Genomic DNA, 20,039 nt, shown 5'->3' on the forward strand with positions numbered 1-20,039 from the left:
GTCGGGCAGAGAGTCAGTCAAGCAGGTTTTCCGCGTCAGCGAAAGGGTTAAGGCACGCAAAGTGAAGGCTGCATCAGCGGAGCACAGCTTCTATACTGCGACTTTATCTCCAGAGGACACCGCCATGGATCGACTCGATTGTGACCGGATGTTTGTCACGGTGCTGGAAACCGGCAGCTTTTCTGCGGCGGCGTTACGTCTTGGCACCAGCAGCAGTCAGGCTTCCAAGCTGGTTTCAAAGCTGGAGCAGCGGCTCGGCGTCCAGCTGTTTAAGCGCAGCACGCGCGCCCTGTCGCCCACCGATGTCGGGCGCAGCTATTATGAGCGGGTCAAAAACCTGCTCGATGCGTTTGAAACGCTGGATGCCAGCGTGCGTGAAAGCGCCACCACGCCTACCGGCAGGCTGAAAATCAGCGCACCCGGCTCCTTTGGTACTGTGGTGTTGTCTGAGGTGCTGGTGGCGTTTGCCCGACGCTATCCGCTGATTGAACTGGATGTCAGCTTTTCAGACCGGTCCGTCAACATCGTCGATGAAGGCTTTGATATGGCGATCCGTATCGGCACCCTCAGCGACAGCAGCCTGGTCGCGCGCAAGCTGGGTGAGGTGCATGTGCGCATCGCCGCCTCGCCGGTCTATCTTGAGCAGTTTGGCACGCCGCAGCACTGGCGCGAGATGCCCCAGCATCAGTGCATCATCGACACCAATTTTCGCGATCCCTGGCACTGGCCGTTTGCCGGCGGCGGCGGCGGCGGCGACGGCGACGGCGACGGCGACGGCGACGGCGACGGCAGCGAGATTGTCACCGTTCCGGTCCGCGGGCGTCTGCGCTTCGCCAACACCGAAGCCTGCCTGCAGGCCGCGATGGCCGGACTGGGCATTGCGCGGCTGCCCGGTTTTATCGCGGCTCCCGCGCTGCAACGCGGTGAGATTGTCCGGCTGCTGGAGAATTTTGACACGCCACCACTTGGCCTGTTTGCGGTTTATCCTCCCGCCCGTCATCTGGCACACCGGGCGCGCCTGCTTATCGACTTCCTGGTGAGTCACTTTACCCGTTTTCCGCCCGCGTAATTTCTTCCAGAATGGAAGAAATGATTGTCTTTATGACCGGATTATCAGCCGTTTAGTCATCAGTTAAGCTGCTTCTCACATTACAGAGGAGTCGCGCGATGTTAGTAGAAGGCAAATGGAGTAGTGACTGGCACCCGGTGCAGTCGACCGATAAACAGGGCGGATTTGTCCGTCAGACGTCCGGTTTCCGGCATTTTATCAGCAGCGATGGCTCCACTGAATTTGCGGCAGAAGCGGATCGCTACCACCTCTATGTGGCGCTGATCTGTCCGTGGGCGTCGCGCGCGTTAATTGCCCGCAAGCTCAAAGGGCTGGAGTCGCTGATTAGCGTGACGGTGGTTGAACCGCAGCTCGGTGCCCAGGGCTGGCGCTTTGGCCGTTTCCCCGGCGCACAGCAGGACACGCTGAATAACGCGCAGTACCTGCATGAAATCTATACCCGCGTCGCGCCCGATTACACGGGCCGGGCCACCGTGCCGGTCTTGTGGGACAAGAAAACCGGCACCATTGTCAGCAACGAGTCCGCTGACATTGTGCGTATGTTTAACAGCGGCTTTGGCGATCTGGCCGATAACCGCATCGACCTCTATCCCGCCGCGCTGCGCCCGGAGATTGATGCGCTGAATGAGAGTCTCTATCCGCGTCTGAATAACGGCGTTTACCGCGCCGGGTTCGCGACGACATCAATCAGCTATCAGCAGGCCTTTAACGACGTCTTCAGCCAGCTCGACGAACTGGAAGCCCTGCTCAGCGATGGACGCACCTTCCTGCTGGGTGAACGGCTGACTGAAACCGATATTCGCCTGTTCGTCACCCTGATTCGCTTTGACGTCGCCTATCATGGCCTGTTCAAATGCAACCTGCGCCGGATACGCGACTATACGCTGCTGAATCGCTATCTTAAGAGCATGCTGTCAGTCTCCGGCGTGCGTGAGACGGTCAGCATCGATCATATCAAACAGGGTTACTACTCGATCAAGGCACTGAACCCGAACGGGATCGTTCCGGCAGGCCCGGATCTGAGTGAGTACGGTCTTTAAAGGAGCAATAATGGCAAAAGCACTGGTAATTTTTCTGCATGGCGTAGGCAGTAACGGCGACGATCTGGCACCGATTGGCCGTCACTGGGCGACGCTGTTGCCGGATGTGATTTTTGCCTCACCCAATGCGCCCGAACGTTTTACCGCCGGTTTTGGCTGGCAGTGGTTCAGCCTGGAGGAGGTGACGCCAGAGAACCGGCCAGGTCGGGTACGGGCCGCGCGGGCGGCGTTTGACGCGACCCTCAGCGACGTTATCGCACAGCACGGCTTCGCCGACCGCTGGCAGGATGTGGTGCTGGTCGGCTTTTCACAGGGGTCGATCATGGCGCTGGATGCGCTGGCATCTGGCCGTTATCCGCTGGCGGGCGTGGTCGCCTTTTCGGGTCGTCTGGCGGCTGACGGTGAACTGACGCCACAGCCTCATCTGCCCGCGCTGCTGATCCACGGCCAGGCCGATGAGGTGATCCCGTGGCAGGAGAGCGAATCTGCCGCAGCACGACTCAGGGCCGCATTGGTGCCGGTAGAAGCGCGATTTGAACCCGCCACCGGCCACACCATCTCCGCTCAGGGTGCCATGCATGCCGCCGCGTTTATCGCGCAGTGCTTACAGGATTAACCCCAGCAGCGCTTTAATGCCTGCCAGGCATGACGGGCAGCGACCTCAGGCGGCAGGCGTTTCAGCGCATCATTAAAGACTTCAATGCCCACCGGGCCCTGATAGCCCGCGCTTTTGAGCTTATCGACAAAGCGTTCAATGTCGATAATGCCATCGCCGGGCAGCAGACGCTGATGCTTTGCCATCGCCATCAGGCTCTGCTTATCCTGCGCGGGAACGGCGGCCATGTCACACAGCTGTACTTCATAAATGCGATCGGCTGGAATACCGTCCAGCTGTGAGGCGTCGCCGCCCAGTGCGCAGATATGGAACAGATCGACCACCAGCCCGATATTGGGCTGATCGAGCCGCTGCAATCGCTGCCACGCCAGCGGCAGGGTGTTATCCACGCTGCACCAGGCCATCGGCTCATACATAATGCGCATGTTGTAGCGCGCAGCTTCAGAGGCCATCCAGCGCAGGTCATCATCAATCTGGTCGGCGCAGCAATCCTCGCGGGTGCTGGCCGGCGCCTGAATGGTGTCGCAGCCCAGCGCCTGGGCAATCTGAATAAACTGGCGCAGCTCTTCGCGCTTCTGTCCGCGCAACGCGCTGGGTGCCCCGGTGAAATCGCGCAGCACCTGGAGATTGGTAAAGCCAGGTCCCTGCCGGGCAGCGATCTGAGCCAGTGCCGCCGCGCCGCCCTCGCACGCCTCGACATCCTCGCGCCAGATCTCCACCTGATCGAAACCGGCGTCATGCGCCGCCTGGAGCTTCTGGCCGGGTTCACCGCTTAACAGCACCAGGTTAAGGAATGTGGGGTTAGTTCGCATTGCTCGGCTCCTTAATCGTCCGGAATAATCGGTGACGTTCAGCTTCTGCGCCCGTTCATGCGGGATGGTCGGGCGTAAAACCTGAAACAGTATCTACCTCTTAAGGAGTATGACAAGCGCCGCTTAGCCGGATCAGCCCAGCATCGTGACCAGTGCGAAACCGGCAAACGCCATCAGCAGCGAACCGATCACATGCACCAGCGCGCTGGTCATCGCCCAGAAATAGTTCCCTGATTGTAGCAACCCCATTAATTCCGCCGTAAAAGAGGAGAAGGTGGTCAGCCCGCCGCACAGTCCGGTGACGATCAGCAGTTTCCAGATCGGGTCGATGTCGGGATGGCGAACAAACCAGGCCATCGCGCCGCCGATCACCAGACCGCCGATCAGATTCACCAGCAGCGTGCCCGGCGGCAGATTGGGAAAGAGCGCATTAAAGCGCATCGCAAAGAGCCAGCGCAGTACACAGCCGGCAGAGCCGCCGATCATCACAGCCAATAACGGTTTCAACATGTCTTGCTCCTGATTGCAGATTGACGCCGGGCTGAGGGGGAAAGGCAGAGATAAACTGCGCCTGACACCTCAGCTCCCGCGAAAGGATTAAGTGTCAGGCGTCATCAGCCGGTGTAAAGCCCACCGGCGGTTGGGAAAGGTGGCACGCCATCACCTTGAGCCGGTGATAATACGACGCCCGTTTCAGGCTGGCAACAGTGAGGTCATGGCGGCTGAAAACCTTGACGCGCACGCCACAGACGGAGTAATGCTGATGGTTTACAGCCTGTTGCGGAGACCCTATGCGTACCCTGATTTTTGATACCGATATTGGCGTGGATGACGCCTTTGCGCTGGCTTATGCGGCGCGGACGCAGCATCTGCTGGGGATTACCACGGTCTTCGGCAACGTGGCGGTGGGTCAGGCGGTGAAAAACGCCCGACTGTTTTGCGGGAAAATGGCGATTAACGCGGAGGTCTATCGCGGCTGTTCACGACCGCTGGCGCTGCCACCCTCTGCGCCTGCCAGACTGCACGGTGAAGATGGGCTGGGCGATGCGTTTGATAATGCGTGCAGCAAACAGGCGCCGGGCGCGGTGCAGTTTATTATCGACAGCGTGCGGGCGCAGCCGCATCAGATCACCCTGGTGGCGATTGGTCCGCTGACCAATATCGCCACGGCCATTAATCAGGCGCCGGATATTATTCCGCTGGTGAAAGAGCTGGTGATCATGGGTGGCGCATTTGGCACCGACGGGCACAGTGGCAACGTGACGCCCTTCAGCGAATTTAATATCTGGAAAGATCCGCATGCTGCCGATCAGGTGCTCGCCTCGGCGCTGAACGTGGTGGTGATCCCGCTGGATGTCACGCACAAGGTGCTGATCAGCGGCGATGAGGTTCAGCGTCTGAATCAGCCGGTGCTGAGTGCGATCTGTCGCCCTTACCTGGCTTACAGCCTGCAGAAAGAGGGGTTCGAGGGTATGGCGCTGCACGACACCCTGGCGGTGGCGTGGCTCATTCTGCCACAGGCGTTTACCCTGACCGAAAGCCCGCTGCGGGTGATCACGGAGGGCATCGCCTGCGGTCAGACGGTGCGTAAGCTGAGCGCGCTGGCCTCCCGCCAGGATCCCTTTAACGGCCTGCCCGCCCAGCGTATCGCACTTGGCGTGGATGCTGACGCGGTGCGGGCGCACTTCTTTCAGACCCTCACCGCGCCCTGAACCACGCGAACCGACTGGCCGCGTTACCGGTCGAAATGAATCACGCCTTTGATCAGCTCGCGGTTGTTGATGATTTGCGCCTCAAAGGTTTCATCCAGCGTGGAGAAGGCCAGATGGTGATTCAGCATCATTTCGGCGCGCAGCTGGCCGCTGGCCATCAGCGCACGCACCCGATCGAAATCTTCACGGGTGGCGTTGCGGCTGCCCATCAGGGTGGTCTCTTTTTTATGGAATTCACTGTCCGGGATCACCAGATCGCCTTTGTGCAGGCCGACATAAACGATAGTGCCGCCGTGTCGCATCAGGTTGACCGCATTGTTCATCGCCGCCGGGCTGCCGGTGGCGTCGATCACCTTCAGCGCCAGACGGCCACCAAACTCCTCGCGCAGCGCGCTGTAAAACGCTTCATCAGCCGGATTCAGTGCCGCCAGGCCGAGCTGGTCAGCAACATGCTGGCGACGAAATTCGCTGGTATCCGCCACCACCACCTGCGCGCCGCTGGCGGCGGCGATAGCGGCAACACCCAGCCCAATCGGTCCGGCACCCACCACCAGCACCTGCTCATCCGCCACGATTGCGGCACGACGCACTGCATGGGCGCTGATGGCAAACGGCTCAATCAGCGCAGCCGCTTCCGGCGCGACATCATCCACCGCCAGCAGCGTGCTGACCGGCACGCTCAGGTAGTCGCAGAACCCGCCATCCTGATGCACACCAATCACTGAGATCTGCTCACAGCAGTTGGTCTTGCCGCTCTGGCAGGCGTCACAGCGCAGGCAGGAGATGTAGGGCATTAACGATACCCGCTGGCCCGGCTGAAAGCTCTCCGCACCACTTCCCGGCGCCACGACTTCGGCACAGATTTCATGGCCCAGCACCCGTGGATAGCTGAAGAATGGCTGATTACCGGACCAGGCGTGGATGTCGGTGCCGCAGATTCCCGCGGTGAGGATTTTAATCACTACCTCGCCAGCGGCGGGCGTGGGGATATCGCGGGTGGTCCATACCATCTTACGTGGTTCAGCGATGACCAGTGCTTTCATTGTTGTCATGGTGATTCTCCGGTTGTCCTGCAGGCAGTTATGGCGAATCCTGCACGCGCTGCGGTGTTCGTTTGCGGGAAGTGTGAAGCACCGCGATTTTTTTGGGCTTTGAATGGTTTTTAATGCATAAAAAACCGGAGAGTGAGATGAGCCGCAGCCAGAATTTGCGCCAGAACGTCATCAACCAGATGCTGGAAAGCATCGCTCAGCACCACATTCGTTCACCGCTGCCGCCCCAGGCAGCACTGGCGGAAATGTTCAATATCAGCCGGACTACGGTGCGCCACACCCTGCACTATCTGCATCAGTGCGGCGTGCTGGATAAGGTGGATCAAACCTGGGTTATCGTGCGCGATCCGCGCGAAGATGACGGTTTTAGCGCGTTAACGCCGCCGATTGAGCAGCAGGCCAGCCACTTTGAGCAGATGTTTTTTAATATGATTAATCAGCGGCAGCTGGTGCCCGGCGATACCTTCAGCGAGCTGCAACTGGCGCAGCAGGTGAAAGTCAGTCCGGTGGTGGTGCGCGAATTCCTGCTGCGCTTTATGCGCTATGACCTGCTGGAGCCGGTCAGACGCGGCCAGTGGCGGATGAAAAAATTCACCCAGGATTACGCCGAGAAGCTGTTTGAACTGCGCGAGATGCTGGAAACCCACGCCCTGAGCCGCTTCCTGAATCTGCCCGCAGGCGACGAGCGCTGGGTTCAGGCGCGGGATCTGCTGGATCGTCACCGATCGATGCGCGACACCATCGCCAGCAACTATCGCCACTTTGCCGCGCTGGATCGTCAGATGCATTCGCTGATTTTATCCGCCGCCAACAACCCATTTTTCAATCAGTCGCTGGAGATTATCTCGGTGATCTTTCACTCGCACTATCAGTGGGATGAGAGCGACCTCAAGCAGCGAAATATTGTGGCGCTGGAGGAGCATATGGCGATTCTGACCGCGCTGATTGGCCGTCAGGATGTCGACGCCCTCTGTGCATTACATAACCATCTGGCGACCGCTAAAACCTCGATGGTGCGCTCAATCGGTCAGTACAATTAAAAACCGATTAAAAACCACAAAGCATTAGCTCCCGCACGATTCAGAAACATCTTTGCAACATCCTTAACCCTTTGCTCTTAGTCTCGACTGCAACGTCACGGCGGCCTTTTGCCGCTGCGCGCAGACCCCTTCTCACCATAACGATAAGTACCCAGTTTCGGGAGAGTGCAATGGAAAAGACTTCAGTAACCGGCCGCGACAGCGCAGCTGGCGACACGCCATCAGACCAGGATTTCGTGCCGATGCGTAGCGACGTGGTGCGTACACCGCGTATCCGCAAGATTCAGATCACGGCGATGCTGCTGTTGCTGTTCGCCGCCATCATCAACTATCTGGATCGCAGCTCGCTGTCGGTCGCGAATATGACCATCCGCGAGGAGATGGGGCTGAGCGCCACCGAAATCGGCTTCCTGCTCTCCGCCTTTTCGCTAGCTTATGGCCTGGCGCAACTGCCATGCGGCGCGCTGCTGGATCGTAAAGGGCCGCGCATTATGCTCGGCATTGGCATGTTTATCTGGTCGCTGTTCCAGGCCGCTTCTGGACTGGTGCATAACTTTACCCAGTTCATCCTGGTGCGCATCGGCCTCGGCATTGGCGAAGCGCCGATGAACCCGTGCGGCGTGAAAGTGATCAACGACTGGTTCAACATTAAAGATCGCGGCATGCCGATGGGAATGTTCAATGCGGCTTCGATGATTGGACTGTCGGTGGCTCCGCCGATTCTGGCGGCGATGATGCTGGTGATGGGCTGGCGTGGCATGTTTGTCACGATCGGTATCCTCGGCATGTTCCTCGCTATCGGTTGGTATATGATCTACCGCGACCGCGACAACAACACCCTGAGCGCTGAAGAGATCCACTATTTGCAGGCGGGCAGCGTCGCCTCGCGTAAAGAGCCGATCAGCTTCAAAGAGTGGCGCGGCCTGTTTAAGCAGCGCACCATGTGGGGGATGATGATTGGCTTCAGCGGCATCAACTACACCGCCTGGCTCTATATCGCCTGGCTGCCGGGCTACCTGCAGTCGACCTATCATCTCGATCTTAAAAGTACCGGCCTGCTGGCAGCGATTCCGTTCCTGTTCGGTGCGGCGGGCATGCTGCTGAATGGCTATGTGGTCGACTCGCTGGTTCGTCGCGGCTTTAACGCGGTGAAAACCCGCAAAGTCTGTATCGTCAGCGGGATGCTGCTGTCCGCCGGCTTTACCGCCGTGGTAACCCGCGCGACCGACACCACCAGCGCCGTAACGCTGATTGGGATGGCGCTGTTCTGTATCCACTTCGCCGGAACGTCGTGCTGGGGATTGATCCACGCCAACGTCACCGCCCGTATGACAGCGTCTGTCGGCAGCATCCAGAACTTCGCCAGCTTTATCTTCGCCTCGTTTGCGCCAGTCATCACCGGCTGGGTTCTCGACACCACCAAATCGTTCAGCATGGCGCTGATGATTTGTGCCTGCGTGACGCTGGTTGGCGCACTCGCCTACCTGCTGCTGGTGCGCCAGCCGATCACCGACGGCGAATAATCACGGCTGACGGCGCGACTGCTACGTCAGCGCCGTCAGGGTGACCCCATGTTTTGCACCATACCGCTGAATACCTGCCATCACCTTCTCCGCGCTCAGCGCGGGTGGAGTCGGTAACAGCGGTGCCCGTTCACGCAGCGCCGAGTCGAAGCGGGCAAACGTCGCGAAATCACGCGGGAAACGTTCTTCATCCACCCCGATGAATACGCCTTCATCGCGGGCATGGGAGAGCAGCGCCCGCCAGCGATCAATCTCTGCCAGACCGATACTGTCGGTGCCGTGAGAAAAGAGCATCATGTCGATGTTGCGGAATGGCGGCTGTTTTTCCAGGAAGCGTTGCAGTGCCGCAGCCGAAGGCTCTGTGCAAAAGACCAGCCAGAACGGGATGGCATGCTGATGCATGCTGCACCAGGGGTCCATCAGCAGAAAGCTGTCGACGGTCAGCCGGGTTGGTAAAATCCCCGCCGCCAGATACCAGTCGCGGTAGATCTCAGCCACCACATAACTCATCGCCTCCGGATCTTCATAACGAATCTCCATCAGCTTCCAGTTCTGCGCCTCCGCCAGTTTTTTCAGCGGCGAAATCAGATAACCATCCAGTCCCCACTCCGCTTCCGGCACGTGGTCAGTAATGGCCGGCGGCGTCCAGCGCTCGCGATCGATGCCATAGCGTGCCAGATATTCCGCCACCCGCGGGCCGCCCTGTAAGTACTCTTTTTCGGTTGCGCCGCCGAGCGCACCAAACTGGAAAAACGAGCGATCGCTGGTGCGGGTTACCGGCCACTGTCGGGTACAATGATTGATAAACAGCGTTGATCCGGCGGGCAGACTTCCCATCAGGAATTCGTTGAAGGCCAGCGGCAGCTCGCGCAGTTTTAGCCGGAAGTAGCGCATCTGATCGAGCATCAACCGATCCTGATTCGGGTCCTGCATATGGTGCACCGCCAGCCGTGGCCAGGCAGCCAGCAGCGCGGCAGCAATCTCTTTGCCCTGCTCAAAGCTGGTCTGTGCGTCATCGGGATCGTTATTTGCGGCCCGCACCGGGCAAAGAAAAGTCTGGGGCAACCAGGGCACACCCATCGCCGCCGCCAGATGCACAAGTGCACCGTTCGATGAACCGATAAAGGCCGCCGGATAATCCTGTTGCGGGTATTCACTCACCATCCATTCGGCGATCCCTTCCACATCCAGTTCACCCGCCTGACGCAGGCTGATGCCTTCTGCCATGCCGCCCAGCGCATAGCCCCACTCACGCAGCCCGGTCGGCAGCCGGTTAAGCGACGGCAACAGGCGATCCAGCGTCGGTGACTGGCTGGGGCTGGCAAAGGGGCGGTCGTGCAGCGCATTGGCCAGCGCAAGCAGCATGGCGGCAGCAGAGTCAAAGCGGGCAATCCCTCTTGGTGGTTTACTCATGTTGATCCTCCTGCTGAATACGTGCCAGGAACGGGCGGATGGCGTGACAGAAACTCCACGGGTAGACGTAGTGCAAAGTGTGCGTTCCGTCGCGTAATGTCAGTCTTTCGCTGCGCGGCATCAGGGCGGCGAGTTCATCCAGCCAGCGGGCCGGACAGACGGGATCGCGCGAGCCCCGCAGCAGCAACGTGGGTGCGTTAATGTAAGTAAGGCGATGCTCAATGCGGTCGCGCATCATGGCGCGCAGGGTACCGAAGGCGCGCCGCAGGCCCGCTTTGGCGTAATCGATTCGGGCCAGTGGCCCCGGTGGACGACGGGATTCCAGCCGGCCATTACGCCAGTCGCGCCAGAGCTGACGCGGCAGACTGCGGGCATGACGATCGACCGTCGGCCCCTGCAGCACCAGTCCCGCCACAGCCTGTGGATGTTTCACCGCCAGCGCGGCCAGAATCTGGCAGCCAAACGAATTGCCGACCCAGATAGCGCGCTGGAAACCGTTATGCTGTAACCACAGCCACAGCGCATCCGCCAGCTGATCCACCGACATGATCGGCGCAGAAGGGGGCAGTGTGCTGGCGCCAAAACCGGGCAGATCCGGCACCAGCACGTGATAGTCGCGCCCCAGCGCCAGCGCCAGTGGCTCCATCGCCCGGCCCGACATCACCAGACCGTGGATTAACACGACCGGCAGTCCCTGATCCTCATTGGGCGTAACGCGGGTAAACATGCGCCAGTCACCAATCTGCTGATAATAACCGGCCAGACCGGCGTGATGACTGTTCGGCGACACCGGCGGCGTCTCCTTAAGCTGCCGCCAGCGTTTCATGCCCCATAACGTGGCCGCCACACCCAATCCAACACCTGCCACAATCGCTGCCTGTTTTCGTCGATGCTTCTGGATCATCCGCTGCTCCTGGTTTGGGGAGAATAATTCAGTGTAGGTCGGGATCAGATAGCAGGCGGGTTATCCGCGCGATGGTGTGAAAAAGTATGGGGTTTCGCCTAAGAAGACGCTGGCATTGCGGGTGATGAACTCTGGCGGGAGATCTGTCTGGTGTAAGCGGGAAGGCAATGACGGCAGTGAATGATGTGTGTACGCTGTGAGCGAGAAGCAGACATGAGAGATATAATTAATCCGCCATGAGAATCTCAGATTCCCAGGACTTATTAACCCGGTGAATGACGCCATTAAAAGGGAGACAGGGTGGCAATCGATCACAACGGCTTTATTGCCCTGCCAGAAACCAATAAATTGCAGCCAGAGTTCCGGAATATTGTTGCACAGGTCGTGGCAAAGCTAATCCAAAGTTTTCCTGAGCTTATACATAGCCTTTATTTGTATGGCAGTGTGGCTGAAGGCCGGGCAAAAATCGGGAAGTCCGATCTGGATATAACAGTCATATTTAGCGTTGATCCCGGCGAAGTGGCTAAATTTCAACTCACTGAAATACAACGTAAAATTGAAAAAAATAATCCTGTTGTCAGTAAAGTCGATTTTGATTGTGGTCTGTTACAACAGGTAGTGCATCCGGATAATCTGCTTAGCTGGGGATACTGGCTCAAACATCACTGTGTCTGCGTTTATGGAGAGGACCTGAGTCAACGATTCCAGGCATTTAAACCTTCAAAAGAAATCGCGGTAGCAGTGAATGGTGACTTCCTGCCGGTGCTGGAAAAATTAATAACTCAAATGCAGTTATCTGCTGACGAAAATAAAAAGTTGCAGCTACAGCGTGCTGCTGCACGAAAGGCAATCAGAGCAACCAATATTCTTCGAAGTGAACATGACAAAGAGTGGCCTGAAACACTCGAGGAGTATCGCTTTACATTCAATGCCCGATATCCAGCGTTAGCAAAAGAAATGGATTACTTGCTGGTAATCAGTAATACACCTCAGGGGAGCATCGCTGATTTCAAAAGGCGCGTTATGGCTTTTGCCCGATGGCTTAACGTAACATTTCATCACGGGCAGGGCTTATGAAGAGAGGATTAACATCGGGGTAGCCTGATAAACGTGGAGCAGGTCAACGGACCAGAGATAATACGAATTTCAGGCAATAAAAAACCCGCACTGGGCGGGTTTCTTTTATTATCAGCAGAGCTTATCTGCTCAGACTTATGTCTTCATCGCTATTGTAAGCATCGCTGATAATGAGCGCGGCTTACTGCGCTGTGACGTTGCCAGCTGCAGGGCCTTTGGCGCCATTTTCAATGGTGAAGGAGACTTTCTGACCTTCATCAAGCGTTTTGTAGTTATCACCCTGGATAGCAGAGAAATGCACGAATACATCTTTGCTGCCATCATCGGGAGTGATAAAGCCAAAACCTTTATCTGAGTTAAACCATTTTACTAAACCAGTCATTTTGTTAGACATAGATATTTCCTTAATCGATTAGCCACTAAGAGCGGCGAAGATGGCCTGTAGTTAGAGATTTACTTATTGGGCACTTAGGAGGAGGCTCTCGAAGAAGGATATCTGTGGATAACACTTGAACTGAGGACTACTTTACTAAAACTGCTTTCATAAGGTCTGTGTTCCAAACCGATGACGCATTAAGACATAGCGATAATAATTTAGCAATGTATATGTTTATTTATTTTAACCATTTAAACGCTCAGATGGCTGAATGGCTGTTTTATTTTGACTGCTCAGGAAGTGCTTCAGGCTCCGCTGTGTGCGAAGAGGAGCAGGCTAATCCTGTCATAATGACGGTGCCGATTTAACGTTGATGCTTAACAATAAACAGAGCCTGTAATGTCACATCGCCTAAAAATTTCCGCACGGCCAGCGAAGCGCTGTCATCGCCCTCTTCATCTGTGAGCTTTACCTGCTGCATATCGTACGCCCGGCTCTTCGGTATCTTTCATCCTGATACCGGTCAGTATCCGGACGACCTGCCCGCCCTCACCCTGCATCTGAAATGCTGGAGGTTTGCCACCCGCCTCCATTCTGGTGCAGAAGCAGCCTGCCGCGATGAGCGAGAAGCGGGCTAAACCCTACCTGTCCGCCCATTTTGGGCATGCTGACTGTCTCAGTGACCGTGAACGGTCAATCCTACGAGCCGGATAACAACAGGACGGACAACCAGTATGCAAAAGAAAGCCGCTGGCATGGCGACCCGGTAAGCATTCATCACATTTGTCATGTAATGAGGCCCCATTCCGAATTCGGCTAACGTGATGACCAGACTCATCAGGAACGCCATGATGATCGCCATATAAAGTGCAAATATGTAAGGTGTCGTGCGCACCGGCAAGCGGGTTCGTAAGGTTTTTTTTGTTGCAGCATCAGTCATCTGAATATCCTGTTTAACAAAAGTAGATAAGACTGTGGCTAACTTAACAAGCTTATGCGGGGGGTTGTAGAGCGGTTATGCTTTAATCATTATTAAGTAAAAGTGACGAATTAACGGTTGAGGATACGATGGACATTTTAGGGCTGATTAGCACTTTTATCCGCGTGGTGGAAAACGGCAGTATTGCAGCGGCGGCACGCGCTAAAGGTATGAGTCCGGCAGCAGTCAGCCAGAGTCTTTCCCGTCTTGAAGCGCATCTGGGCGTGCGACTGCTATCGCGCACCACCCGCAGCATGACCTTAACGGAAAACGGTAAACGCTATTTCGAGAAAGTCCGTCACATCCCACATGATATCGAACTCGCCTCTCAGGCTGCTGCGAATGAAAACAAACCACAGGGGCCACTTTGTATCGCTACGACAGCCGCGTTTGGTCGGTACGTTCTGGCTCCCCTTATGCCCGCTTTCAAAGCGTCTTTCCCCGATATAGATATTGAACTGATCAGTACCGATCGCAACGTCGATCATCGCCTGGAAGGCGTCGATGTCAGTATCCGCATCGAAGCACAGCTGAATGATCAACTGATCGCCAGAAAAATTGCATCGTTACCCTTTATATTCTGTGCGGCTCCCGCTTATCTTGATCGCGCTGGTACGCCTCAGACGCCTGGAGAACTTAGCCAGCACGCCTGCCTGGTTTTCCGCTATCCCACCGACAGACGGTTTCTGCCATGGACGTTTATGGTCAACGGACAGCCTGTTAATGCAAAACTCAACCCCAGTTTTATCAGCGATGATATTGATATCATCGCCAGAATAGCCGTAAACGGCGGCGGCATTGCCCGTCTGGCAAGCTTTGTAGCTCAGCCACTGATAGACAGCGGTCTGCTACGGCCTTTGTCCTGGTCAGGTCACAGTGGCGAGAGCACCATTGAGTCCCTGCCGATGAATATCTATGCCTGTGTCACCGAACGTTCGGCACTCAATTCGAAAGTACGGACATTTATTGAATTTGTGGCCGATGCGATTTAAGACAGGAGCGTTTTTGCCGGGCGAAAATTGATGCATTTTCTGCTTATCCACCCGCAAAAGTAACTCACCGCTGCCGGTCGTGGTGATACAGAAAGCGGCCCTTTTGACGATGTGCAGAAAGGATATAAGTACGCTTTGAGAAGGGGTTTAACGCGGTGAGATTGGGATCCAAAAGTATCTGGCAGTCAGTCAAAACTGCCAGAATTGAGGAATAAAAAGTCGTTATCAGTCACTAATTCTGATGACGATTTTGCCAAATGCACCACGGGAGAGGTGCCGGAAGGCTTCAACCGCCTCATTAAAGCTGTAAACCTGTTCAATGACGGGTTTGATATTATGTTTATTGAGGAACGGATTCATCCGATCAAATGAGGAGCGTGGTGCAACCGCAATGCCCCGGATTGTTGTCTGACGGAAAATTAACGGCATCAAATCAAGTTGTGCTGTCTGGCCGGCCAGAAATCCTACCTGAGCAATCGTACCGGCAACTTTTGTCGCAGCAATTGACTGATTGATGCCATTGCCCCCAGCGACATCTATCGTTACGTCAGCGCCTTTACCCTCGGTCATTTCAAGCACTTTTCTTTCCCACTCAGGGTATTTTTTATAGTTAATCCCTTCATCGGCTCCCAGTGATTTAATGCGCTCAAGGTTTGCATCGTTACTGGAGGTGGCAATGACACGTGCACCATAGGCATGCGCTATCTGAGCAGCGAAGACCGATACACCACCGGTTCCCTGTACCAGCACGGTCTGACCAGGCTGCAGATTGCCGATATCCATTAGCGAGTACCATGCCGTAAGTGCAGCGATGGGAAGTGTAGAGGCTTCTTCATCGGTCATGCTGTCAGGCGCTTTAACTGCGCTGTCCTCATGAATAATCATGTATTCAGCCAGCCCGCCGGGTAACGGCATTCCAATACACCATGCTGGCTCATCGGCCGCAGGTTCACCCTCTAACCAGCGTGAATAGAGATGCGAGTTAACGCGATCACCCGTGCTAAAACGGGACACACCCTGCCCCGTGGCAACAACGGTGCCCGTGGCATCAGAGACAGGAATCAGTGGCTTTGGAACCAGATGAGGCTCATAAAAGCCCTCTACTATTGCCTTATCCCTGAAGTTCAGAGACACCGCGCCAACTTTAACCAGAAGTTCACCCGGACCGGGTACAGGCGTTTCCACCTCTTCAAGCTTTAAGTTTTCAAGGCCAAAATCTTTCAGTAACCATGCTTTCATTTTGTCATTTCCCATGTGTATGCATCGAATAGGGCGATGATAAAAAAAGCAGGCGGGCGTAAAAAGCCACGTAAAAGGACTTCAGTGTTACTGCAGGAGAAACAATCGGAATGAGATATAATCCGCAATACGCTATTTCGGCAGGAATATTTTTTGCGGAGTTAAATGATGCGCTCGAACATGCTGGAATTGATGGATATTTTTGTTCACGTCGTTGAATTCCGTAGTTTCACCCGGGCCGCTGACGCCTTGCAGCTGCATCGCCCTGCGGTCAGTAAGTCCGTACAACAACTGGAAGACAAGCTTGGCGTTAAGCTATTGCACCGCACCACGCGCAGTCTGAGTGTGACCGTTGAAGGGGAGGAAATTTATCAGCGGGCTAAAACGCTGCTGAGTGATGCCAGCGATATAATGGCTTCTTACTCTTCAAATCAGCGACCTCGTGGCCAGCTGCGCATTGATGTTCCACTGGCGCTGGCGCACAGTATCCTGATCCCAAAATTAAGCGAGTTTCAGGCTTTATATCCTGAAATTGAAATAGTCTTAACCGCTTCAGATCGCCTGACCCATTTAATTACAGAAGGTGTGGACTGTGTTATTCGTCTCGGTGAGCTTGCTGATTCGAATTTTATTTCGCGCAGAATGGGCAGCCTGCAGATGGTCACCTGTGCAGCACCCTCTTATCTGGATAAATATGGCACTCCTTTAACGCCTGATGACCTTAAAGATCACAAAGCCATTTATTTTTTTAATGAACACAGTCGGGACATCCAGGAATGGAAATTTGTCATGAATGGCGAAATTGTTTCACGGCATCCGGGAAGCAGCATACGAGTTAACAATTCTGACGTCCTTCTTTCCTGTGGCGTGGCGGGCCTCGGCATGCTTCACGCATTATATACGGCATTAAAGCCCTGCCTCGAAACAGGCCAGCTGAAGGAAGTATTATCGGGTTATGCGACTGTGACGAAGCCGGTTTCTATACTCTACCCTGACCGACGCTATCTTCCGCCTAAGGTCCGGGTCTTTATCGAATGGTTTACTGAAATATTCAGGAAGAATCATCAGGGTTAACCGTGAATCTTAGCTTCGGCACAGGCAATCCCGTGACCCATTAAAAGTGCTTGTTTCCTGTTTAAGGTATGCCGCCATTTTGTCTGGCATCCGGAAATCTCCCGGGCAGATTAGATCACTGCAGCAACGTCCGTTTCTGGCACAAAGTTGCGCATAACGGGAAATCAGAAGGAGAGGAGTAGCAACAAACAGGATGCACCCGAAGTGCAAAAACGCGGGTTTAAATCAGCAGAAGCAAAGGCAGAAAAAGCAGAAAAGGTGATAATCACAGGTCGATCCCTGACCGCGATTATCGAGGGTTTCTTGCGGGGTGCTTAGTACATGGCACCCGGCGGTACGTGTTTGAACGTCTCAACGTAAGCGCGGAACACGTGTTTAAAAATACGTTTCATGGAACACCTGATTCAAATTTAGTTGAACATATACCGAAAAAGTATAGCTCCTGTGCGTTTTAACAGCAAATAAATTTGAACCAGATCACAAAAATGGCGGTTTTATGTGCAAAAGCCCTACGCGGTGTAGCCGAGATGCTGCAACAGAATGGTGGAGCCGACGGCAATCAGCACTACTCCACCCAGCACTTCCGCCCATTTGCCCAGGATCGGACCAATAAAGCGCCCGACTAATACGCCAGTCGTCGCCATCACCGTAGTGGCTGCACCAATGGTCAGCGCGGTAGTAATGATGTTCACCTGCAGGAAAGCCAGACCCACACCGACAGCCAGCGCATCCAGGCTGGTCGCTACCGCAGTGGTTGCCAGTACCATAAAGCCATGGCTTTGCGGGGCTTCACAGGGTTCTGCAACAGCAGTCTGACGGAAGCCTTCCATCATCATACGGCCACCCAGAAACGCCAGCAGGATGAAGGCAACCCAGTGATCCCACGCCATGATGTAACGGCTGGCGGCCAGGCCAAGCGCCCAGCCAATCAGCGGCGTCAGCGCTTCAATTGAGCCGAAAATCAGACCGGTACGCAGCGCTTCTTTAAAACCGGGACGATGCAATGTGGCACCTTTGCCCAGAGCAGCAGCAAACGCGTCCATCGACATGCCCAGCGCAAGAATTAAAGTGGCAATAAAGGTCATGATTTATTCACCTGGGGCGAAAAAGCGGCAATTCACGCTGAATTCACCACACAAAGTGTTCAGTTATGAAAAAGTGGGCGCAGTCTACCATGCAAACCCAAAGATAAAAAGACAGTAAAATCAGGGATTTAAGTATAGCAAAGGCTATAACTCTTATCATCCGCTATGAATCGCGCTAAGTCGATGGTAGCAAAGCATTTTCTGACCATTTCTCTGGCCATGTAGCATGCCGGATGCGCACGAAGCAGCGCGCCACCATTGAACCGTGTCGCCGTTTACCGGAAAATGCCGGGCTGATAAATATGGGATACCGGTTATGAATAACCCTTTTGAAACGTTGATCGTGCCTGGTGGCATTTTACTGCTGGGCTTTCTCTCGGCGCTGCTGCTGCCCGCGCCCGCCTTTAGCGTGACGGTAGCGCAGCATCTGTTGCAGATGTTCCATTTGCAGGACCTGAATCAGCTCTACACGGTGGTGTTTTGCGTCTGGTTTTTGCTGCTGGGCGCACTGGAGTTTTTTGTTATCCGTTTTGTCTGGCGTCGCTGGTTCAGGGGCTGACCGCCTGCGCATCGACCAGCGCTTTTAGCCGTTCGGCACTGCGCGCATAACCTTCACGTGGCAGATGTGCCGTCCCCAGTAACAGGCCCGCACCGCGCTGATCCGCCTGCTGATACCAGATCGACAGCGGCGACGGTGCCATGCCCCACTCCACCGCCTGCTGCGCAATCACCTGATCCGGTGAACCGGCGGGTAAACGGACAATCACCGCCAGCCCGGCGCGTTGCAGGTCAGGAAAGTGAGGATGCAGCGCCGCGATCATCTGCTCCAGCCGCTCATGATAGACGCGCTTCATGCGCCGCAGATGCCGCATAAAGTGGCCATCCCGCAGAAATTCCGCCACCGCGTTGTGCAGCAATCCGGAGGAGGCAGGCGAAAGCAACGCGCAGACCTCACCGAATCGGGCCGTCAGCGCGGGTGGCACCACCATAAAACCGAGACGCAGTTGCGGCGTCAGCGTCTTGCTGAACGTGCCGATGTGCAACACCCGCCCCTGGCTGTCGAGCGCGGCCAGTGCCGGCGCGGCGCGATTGCCGGGCTGAAGCTCGCCGAGATAGTCATCTTCGATAATCCAGCGCTGCGCGCGGCTGGCCCAGTTAAGCAGGGCATGCCGGCGTGCCAGGCTCATCGTCATGCCAAGCGGCGCCTGCTGTCCCGGTGTGACCAGCGCAAAAGCGGCATCCGGCGCGCGGGCAATTCCGGCCTCAACCTGCAACCCTTCGGCATCAACCGGCACGGCAACCGGCGTGACGCGCAGCGCTTCAACCGCGCGACGCGCCACCCAGAATCCGGGATCTTCCAGCCATGCTGTTTTACCCTGAAAATTCATCGCCAGCCCAATCAGTCCCATTGCGCCAGCATAGCCGCTGGTAATAATAATCTGGTCCGCCTGACAGCGCAGGCCGCGTGCCACCGCCAGGTAGGCCACCAGCGCCTGCCGCAACGCTAAGCTGCCGCGGGGATCGGGATAGCTGGCCGGTCTGCTGACCTGCATGCGCGTCTGACGCTGCAGAATGCGCAGCCAGACTTTGGCCGGGAATGCATCGCTGGCAGGAATGCCCATCTGGAAGGTCAGCGGTGGCGCTTCATACTCCTCTGCACCCTCCAGCAGCTGGCGTTCAGCCTCGGCATTGACCGGTTTTAACGGCGGTAATGGGCTGACGAAGGTACCCGCTGCGCCTCTGGCCTGCAGAAACTGACCATCAACCAGCATGTCGTAACTGGCGCGAACGGTGCCACGCGCCACGCCGAGCTGAGCGGCCAGATCGCGGCAGGAAGGCAGACGTGCGCCAGGTTGTAAACGTCCTTCACCAATCGCCTGTTCAATCAACTGGCGCAGTTGTTCACTGAGGCCACGTGACGCGCCGCGCTGCAGTGTCAGCGTGGAAAGCGGCGATGGACCAGTCAGACTCTCATTTTTTGGCACTTTATCTGCTCCATTGAAAGGCTGAAAATCGCCTTATCAACCCTGAATGAG

The 20,039-nt window shown here is 55.9% G+C and carries 21 protein-coding genes and 1 riboswitch; of the genes, 10 read left to right on the plus strand and 11 right to left on the minus strand.

The features are described 5' to 3' along the window. Positions 1 to 124: 124 nt before the first annotated feature. The 3 genes from LC417_RS18865 (at position 125) to LC417_RS18875 (ending at position 2,725) form a co-directional block, all read left to right on the plus strand. Positions 125 to 1,069 (plus strand): LysR family transcriptional regulator, encoded by a 945-nt coding sequence (locus LC417_RS18865; RefSeq protein ID WP_223566224.1) that lies wholly within the window; start codon positions 125 to 127, stop codon positions 1,067 to 1,069. A gap of 98 nt (positions 1,070 to 1,167) precedes the next feature. After that, positions 1,168 to 2,109 carry a glutathione S-transferase family protein gene (locus tag LC417_RS18870; protein WP_061704378.1) on the plus strand — a complete coding sequence of 314 codons (942 nt, stop codon included), beginning with the start codon at positions 1,168 to 1,170 and terminating at the stop codon, positions 2,107 to 2,109. A 10-nt stretch (positions 2,110 to 2,119) separates the two neighbouring features. Then, the gene (locus LC417_RS18875) at positions 2,120 to 2,725 is read left to right on the plus strand and encodes an alpha/beta hydrolase (RefSeq protein ID WP_223566225.1); all 606 of its coding nucleotides are present in this window, start codon (positions 2,120 to 2,122) and stop codon (positions 2,723 to 2,725) included. Here LC417_RS18875 and LC417_RS18880 read toward each other — a convergent pair. Beyond that, positions 2,722 to 3,537, minus strand: coding sequence for a sugar phosphate isomerase/epimerase (locus LC417_RS18880; protein WP_022623972.1), 816 nt, complete (start codon positions 3,535 to 3,537; stop codon positions 2,722 to 2,724). The genes LC417_RS18875 and LC417_RS18880 overlap by 4 nt on opposite strands. 132 nt (positions 3,538 to 3,669) lie before the next feature. Further along, on the minus strand, positions 3,670 to 4,047 hold the full coding sequence (gene crcB, locus LC417_RS18885) for a fluoride efflux transporter CrcB (protein WP_022623971.1): 378 nt from the start codon (positions 4,045 to 4,047) through the stop codon (positions 3,670 to 3,672). An 88-nt stretch (positions 4,048 to 4,135) separates the two neighbouring features. Next, positions 4,136 to 4,211: riboswitch (Fluoride riboswitch) on the minus strand. 117 nt (positions 4,212 to 4,328) lie between these two features. Here crcB and LC417_RS18890 point away from each other — a divergent pair. Continuing rightward, on the plus strand, positions 4,329 to 5,249 hold the full coding sequence (locus LC417_RS18890; protein ID WP_223566226.1) for a nucleoside hydrolase: 921 nt from the start codon (positions 4,329 to 4,331) through the stop codon (positions 5,247 to 5,249). 23 nt (positions 5,250 to 5,272) lie between these two features. Here the strand turns inward: LC417_RS18890 and LC417_RS18895 are convergent, their stop codons facing one another. Continuing rightward, positions 5,273 to 6,301, minus strand: coding sequence for a zinc-binding alcohol dehydrogenase family protein (locus tag LC417_RS18895; RefSeq protein WP_223566227.1), 1,029 nt, complete (start codon positions 6,299 to 6,301; stop codon positions 5,273 to 5,275). Positions 6,302 to 6,438: 137 nt separating this feature from the next. On the opposite strand from LC417_RS18895, the gene LC417_RS18900 reads away from it, so the two are divergent. Together LC417_RS18900 and LC417_RS18905 are read left to right on the plus strand one after the other, a co-directional pair. Further along, a complete protein-coding gene (locus tag LC417_RS18900; protein WP_010671481.1) occupies positions 6,439 to 7,341 on the plus strand; it encodes a GntR family transcriptional regulator in 903 nt (300 codons plus the stop codon). Positions 7,342 to 7,511: 170 nt separating this feature from the next. Next, on the plus strand, positions 7,512 to 8,864 hold the full coding sequence (locus tag LC417_RS18905; protein ID WP_223566228.1) for an MFS transporter: 1,353 nt from the start codon (positions 7,512 to 7,514) through the stop codon (positions 8,862 to 8,864). Between the two features lie 21 nt (positions 8,865 to 8,885). Here the strand turns inward: LC417_RS18905 and LC417_RS18910 are convergent, their stop codons facing one another. Together LC417_RS18910 and LC417_RS18915 are read right to left on the minus strand one after the other, a co-directional pair. Continuing rightward, positions 8,886 to 10,277, minus strand: coding sequence for a hypothetical protein (locus LC417_RS18910; RefSeq protein WP_179257327.1), 1,392 nt, complete (start codon positions 10,275 to 10,277; stop codon positions 8,886 to 8,888). After that, positions 10,270 to 11,181 (minus strand): alpha/beta fold hydrolase, encoded by a 912-nt coding sequence (locus tag LC417_RS18915; protein WP_187515394.1) that lies wholly within the window; start codon positions 11,179 to 11,181, stop codon positions 10,270 to 10,272. Before LC417_RS18915 ends, LC417_RS18910 begins: the two co-directional genes overlap by 8 nt. A gap of 300 nt (positions 11,182 to 11,481) precedes the next feature. Between LC417_RS18915 and LC417_RS18920 the strand changes: the two genes are divergently transcribed. Beyond that, the gene (locus LC417_RS18920; RefSeq protein WP_010253497.1) at positions 11,482 to 12,258 is read left to right on the plus strand and encodes a nucleotidyltransferase domain-containing protein; all 777 of its coding nucleotides are present in this window, start codon (positions 11,482 to 11,484) and stop codon (positions 12,256 to 12,258) included. 181 nt (positions 12,259 to 12,439) lie between these two features. Here the strand turns inward: LC417_RS18920 and cspA are convergent, their stop codons facing one another. Further along, positions 12,440 to 12,652, minus strand: a complete 213-nt coding sequence (gene cspA, locus LC417_RS18925) for an RNA chaperone/antiterminator CspA (RefSeq protein ID WP_010671477.1) — start codon at positions 12,650 to 12,652, stop codon at positions 12,440 to 12,442. Between the two features lie 658 nt (positions 12,653 to 13,310). Beyond that, positions 13,311 to 13,574 carry a DUF2798 domain-containing protein gene (locus tag LC417_RS18930; RefSeq protein WP_010253502.1) on the minus strand — a complete coding sequence of 88 codons (264 nt, stop codon included), beginning with the start codon at positions 13,572 to 13,574 and terminating at the stop codon, positions 13,311 to 13,313. 128 nt (positions 13,575 to 13,702) lie between these two features. On the opposite strand from LC417_RS18930, the gene LC417_RS18935 reads away from it, so the two are divergent. Further along, positions 13,703 to 14,605, plus strand: coding sequence for a LysR family transcriptional regulator (locus tag LC417_RS18935; RefSeq protein WP_223566229.1), 903 nt, complete (start codon positions 13,703 to 13,705; stop codon positions 14,603 to 14,605). Positions 14,606 to 14,830: 225 nt separating this feature from the next. On the opposite strand, the gene LC417_RS18940 is transcribed toward LC417_RS18935, so the two are convergent. Next, positions 14,831 to 15,844, minus strand: a complete 1,014-nt coding sequence (locus LC417_RS18940) for an NAD(P)-dependent alcohol dehydrogenase (RefSeq protein ID WP_061901946.1) — start codon at positions 15,842 to 15,844, stop codon at positions 14,831 to 14,833. A 168-nt stretch (positions 15,845 to 16,012) separates the two neighbouring features. On the opposite strand from LC417_RS18940, the gene LC417_RS18945 reads away from it, so the two are divergent. Beyond that, positions 16,013 to 16,918, plus strand: a complete 906-nt coding sequence (locus LC417_RS18945; protein WP_223566236.1) for a LysR family transcriptional regulator — start codon at positions 16,013 to 16,015, stop codon at positions 16,916 to 16,918. A 314-nt stretch (positions 16,919 to 17,232) separates the two neighbouring features. On the opposite strand, the gene azuC is transcribed toward LC417_RS18945, so the two are convergent. Then, the gene (azuC, locus tag LC417_RS22615) at positions 17,233 to 17,310 is read right to left on the minus strand and encodes a stress response protein AzuC (protein WP_111534772.1); all 78 of its coding nucleotides are present in this window, start codon (positions 17,308 to 17,310) and stop codon (positions 17,233 to 17,235) included. A gap of 117 nt (positions 17,311 to 17,427) precedes the next feature. Next, on the minus strand, positions 17,428 to 18,003 hold the full coding sequence (mntP, locus tag LC417_RS18955) for a manganese efflux pump MntP (protein ID WP_010253515.1): 576 nt from the start codon (positions 18,001 to 18,003) through the stop codon (positions 17,428 to 17,430). A 316-nt stretch (positions 18,004 to 18,319) separates the two neighbouring features. On the opposite strand from mntP, the gene LC417_RS18960 reads away from it, so the two are divergent. Next, positions 18,320 to 18,562, plus strand: coding sequence for a DUF1158 domain-containing protein (locus LC417_RS18960; protein ID WP_010253517.1), 243 nt, complete (start codon positions 18,320 to 18,322; stop codon positions 18,560 to 18,562). Here LC417_RS18960 and LC417_RS18965 read toward each other — a convergent pair. Further along, a complete protein-coding gene (locus LC417_RS18965) occupies positions 18,552 to 19,988 on the minus strand; it encodes a PLP-dependent aminotransferase family protein (protein WP_062759583.1) in 1,437 nt (478 codons plus the stop codon). The two genes, LC417_RS18960 and LC417_RS18965, sit on opposite strands and share 11 nt — an antisense overlap. Positions 19,989 to 20,039: the final 51 nt, after the last annotated feature.

It is taken from the genome of Pantoea sp. OVA07A (assembly GCF_019969975.1).
GTDB classification, from domain to species: Bacteria; Pseudomonadota; Gammaproteobacteria; order Enterobacterales; family Enterobacteriaceae; genus Pantoea; species Pantoea agglomerans.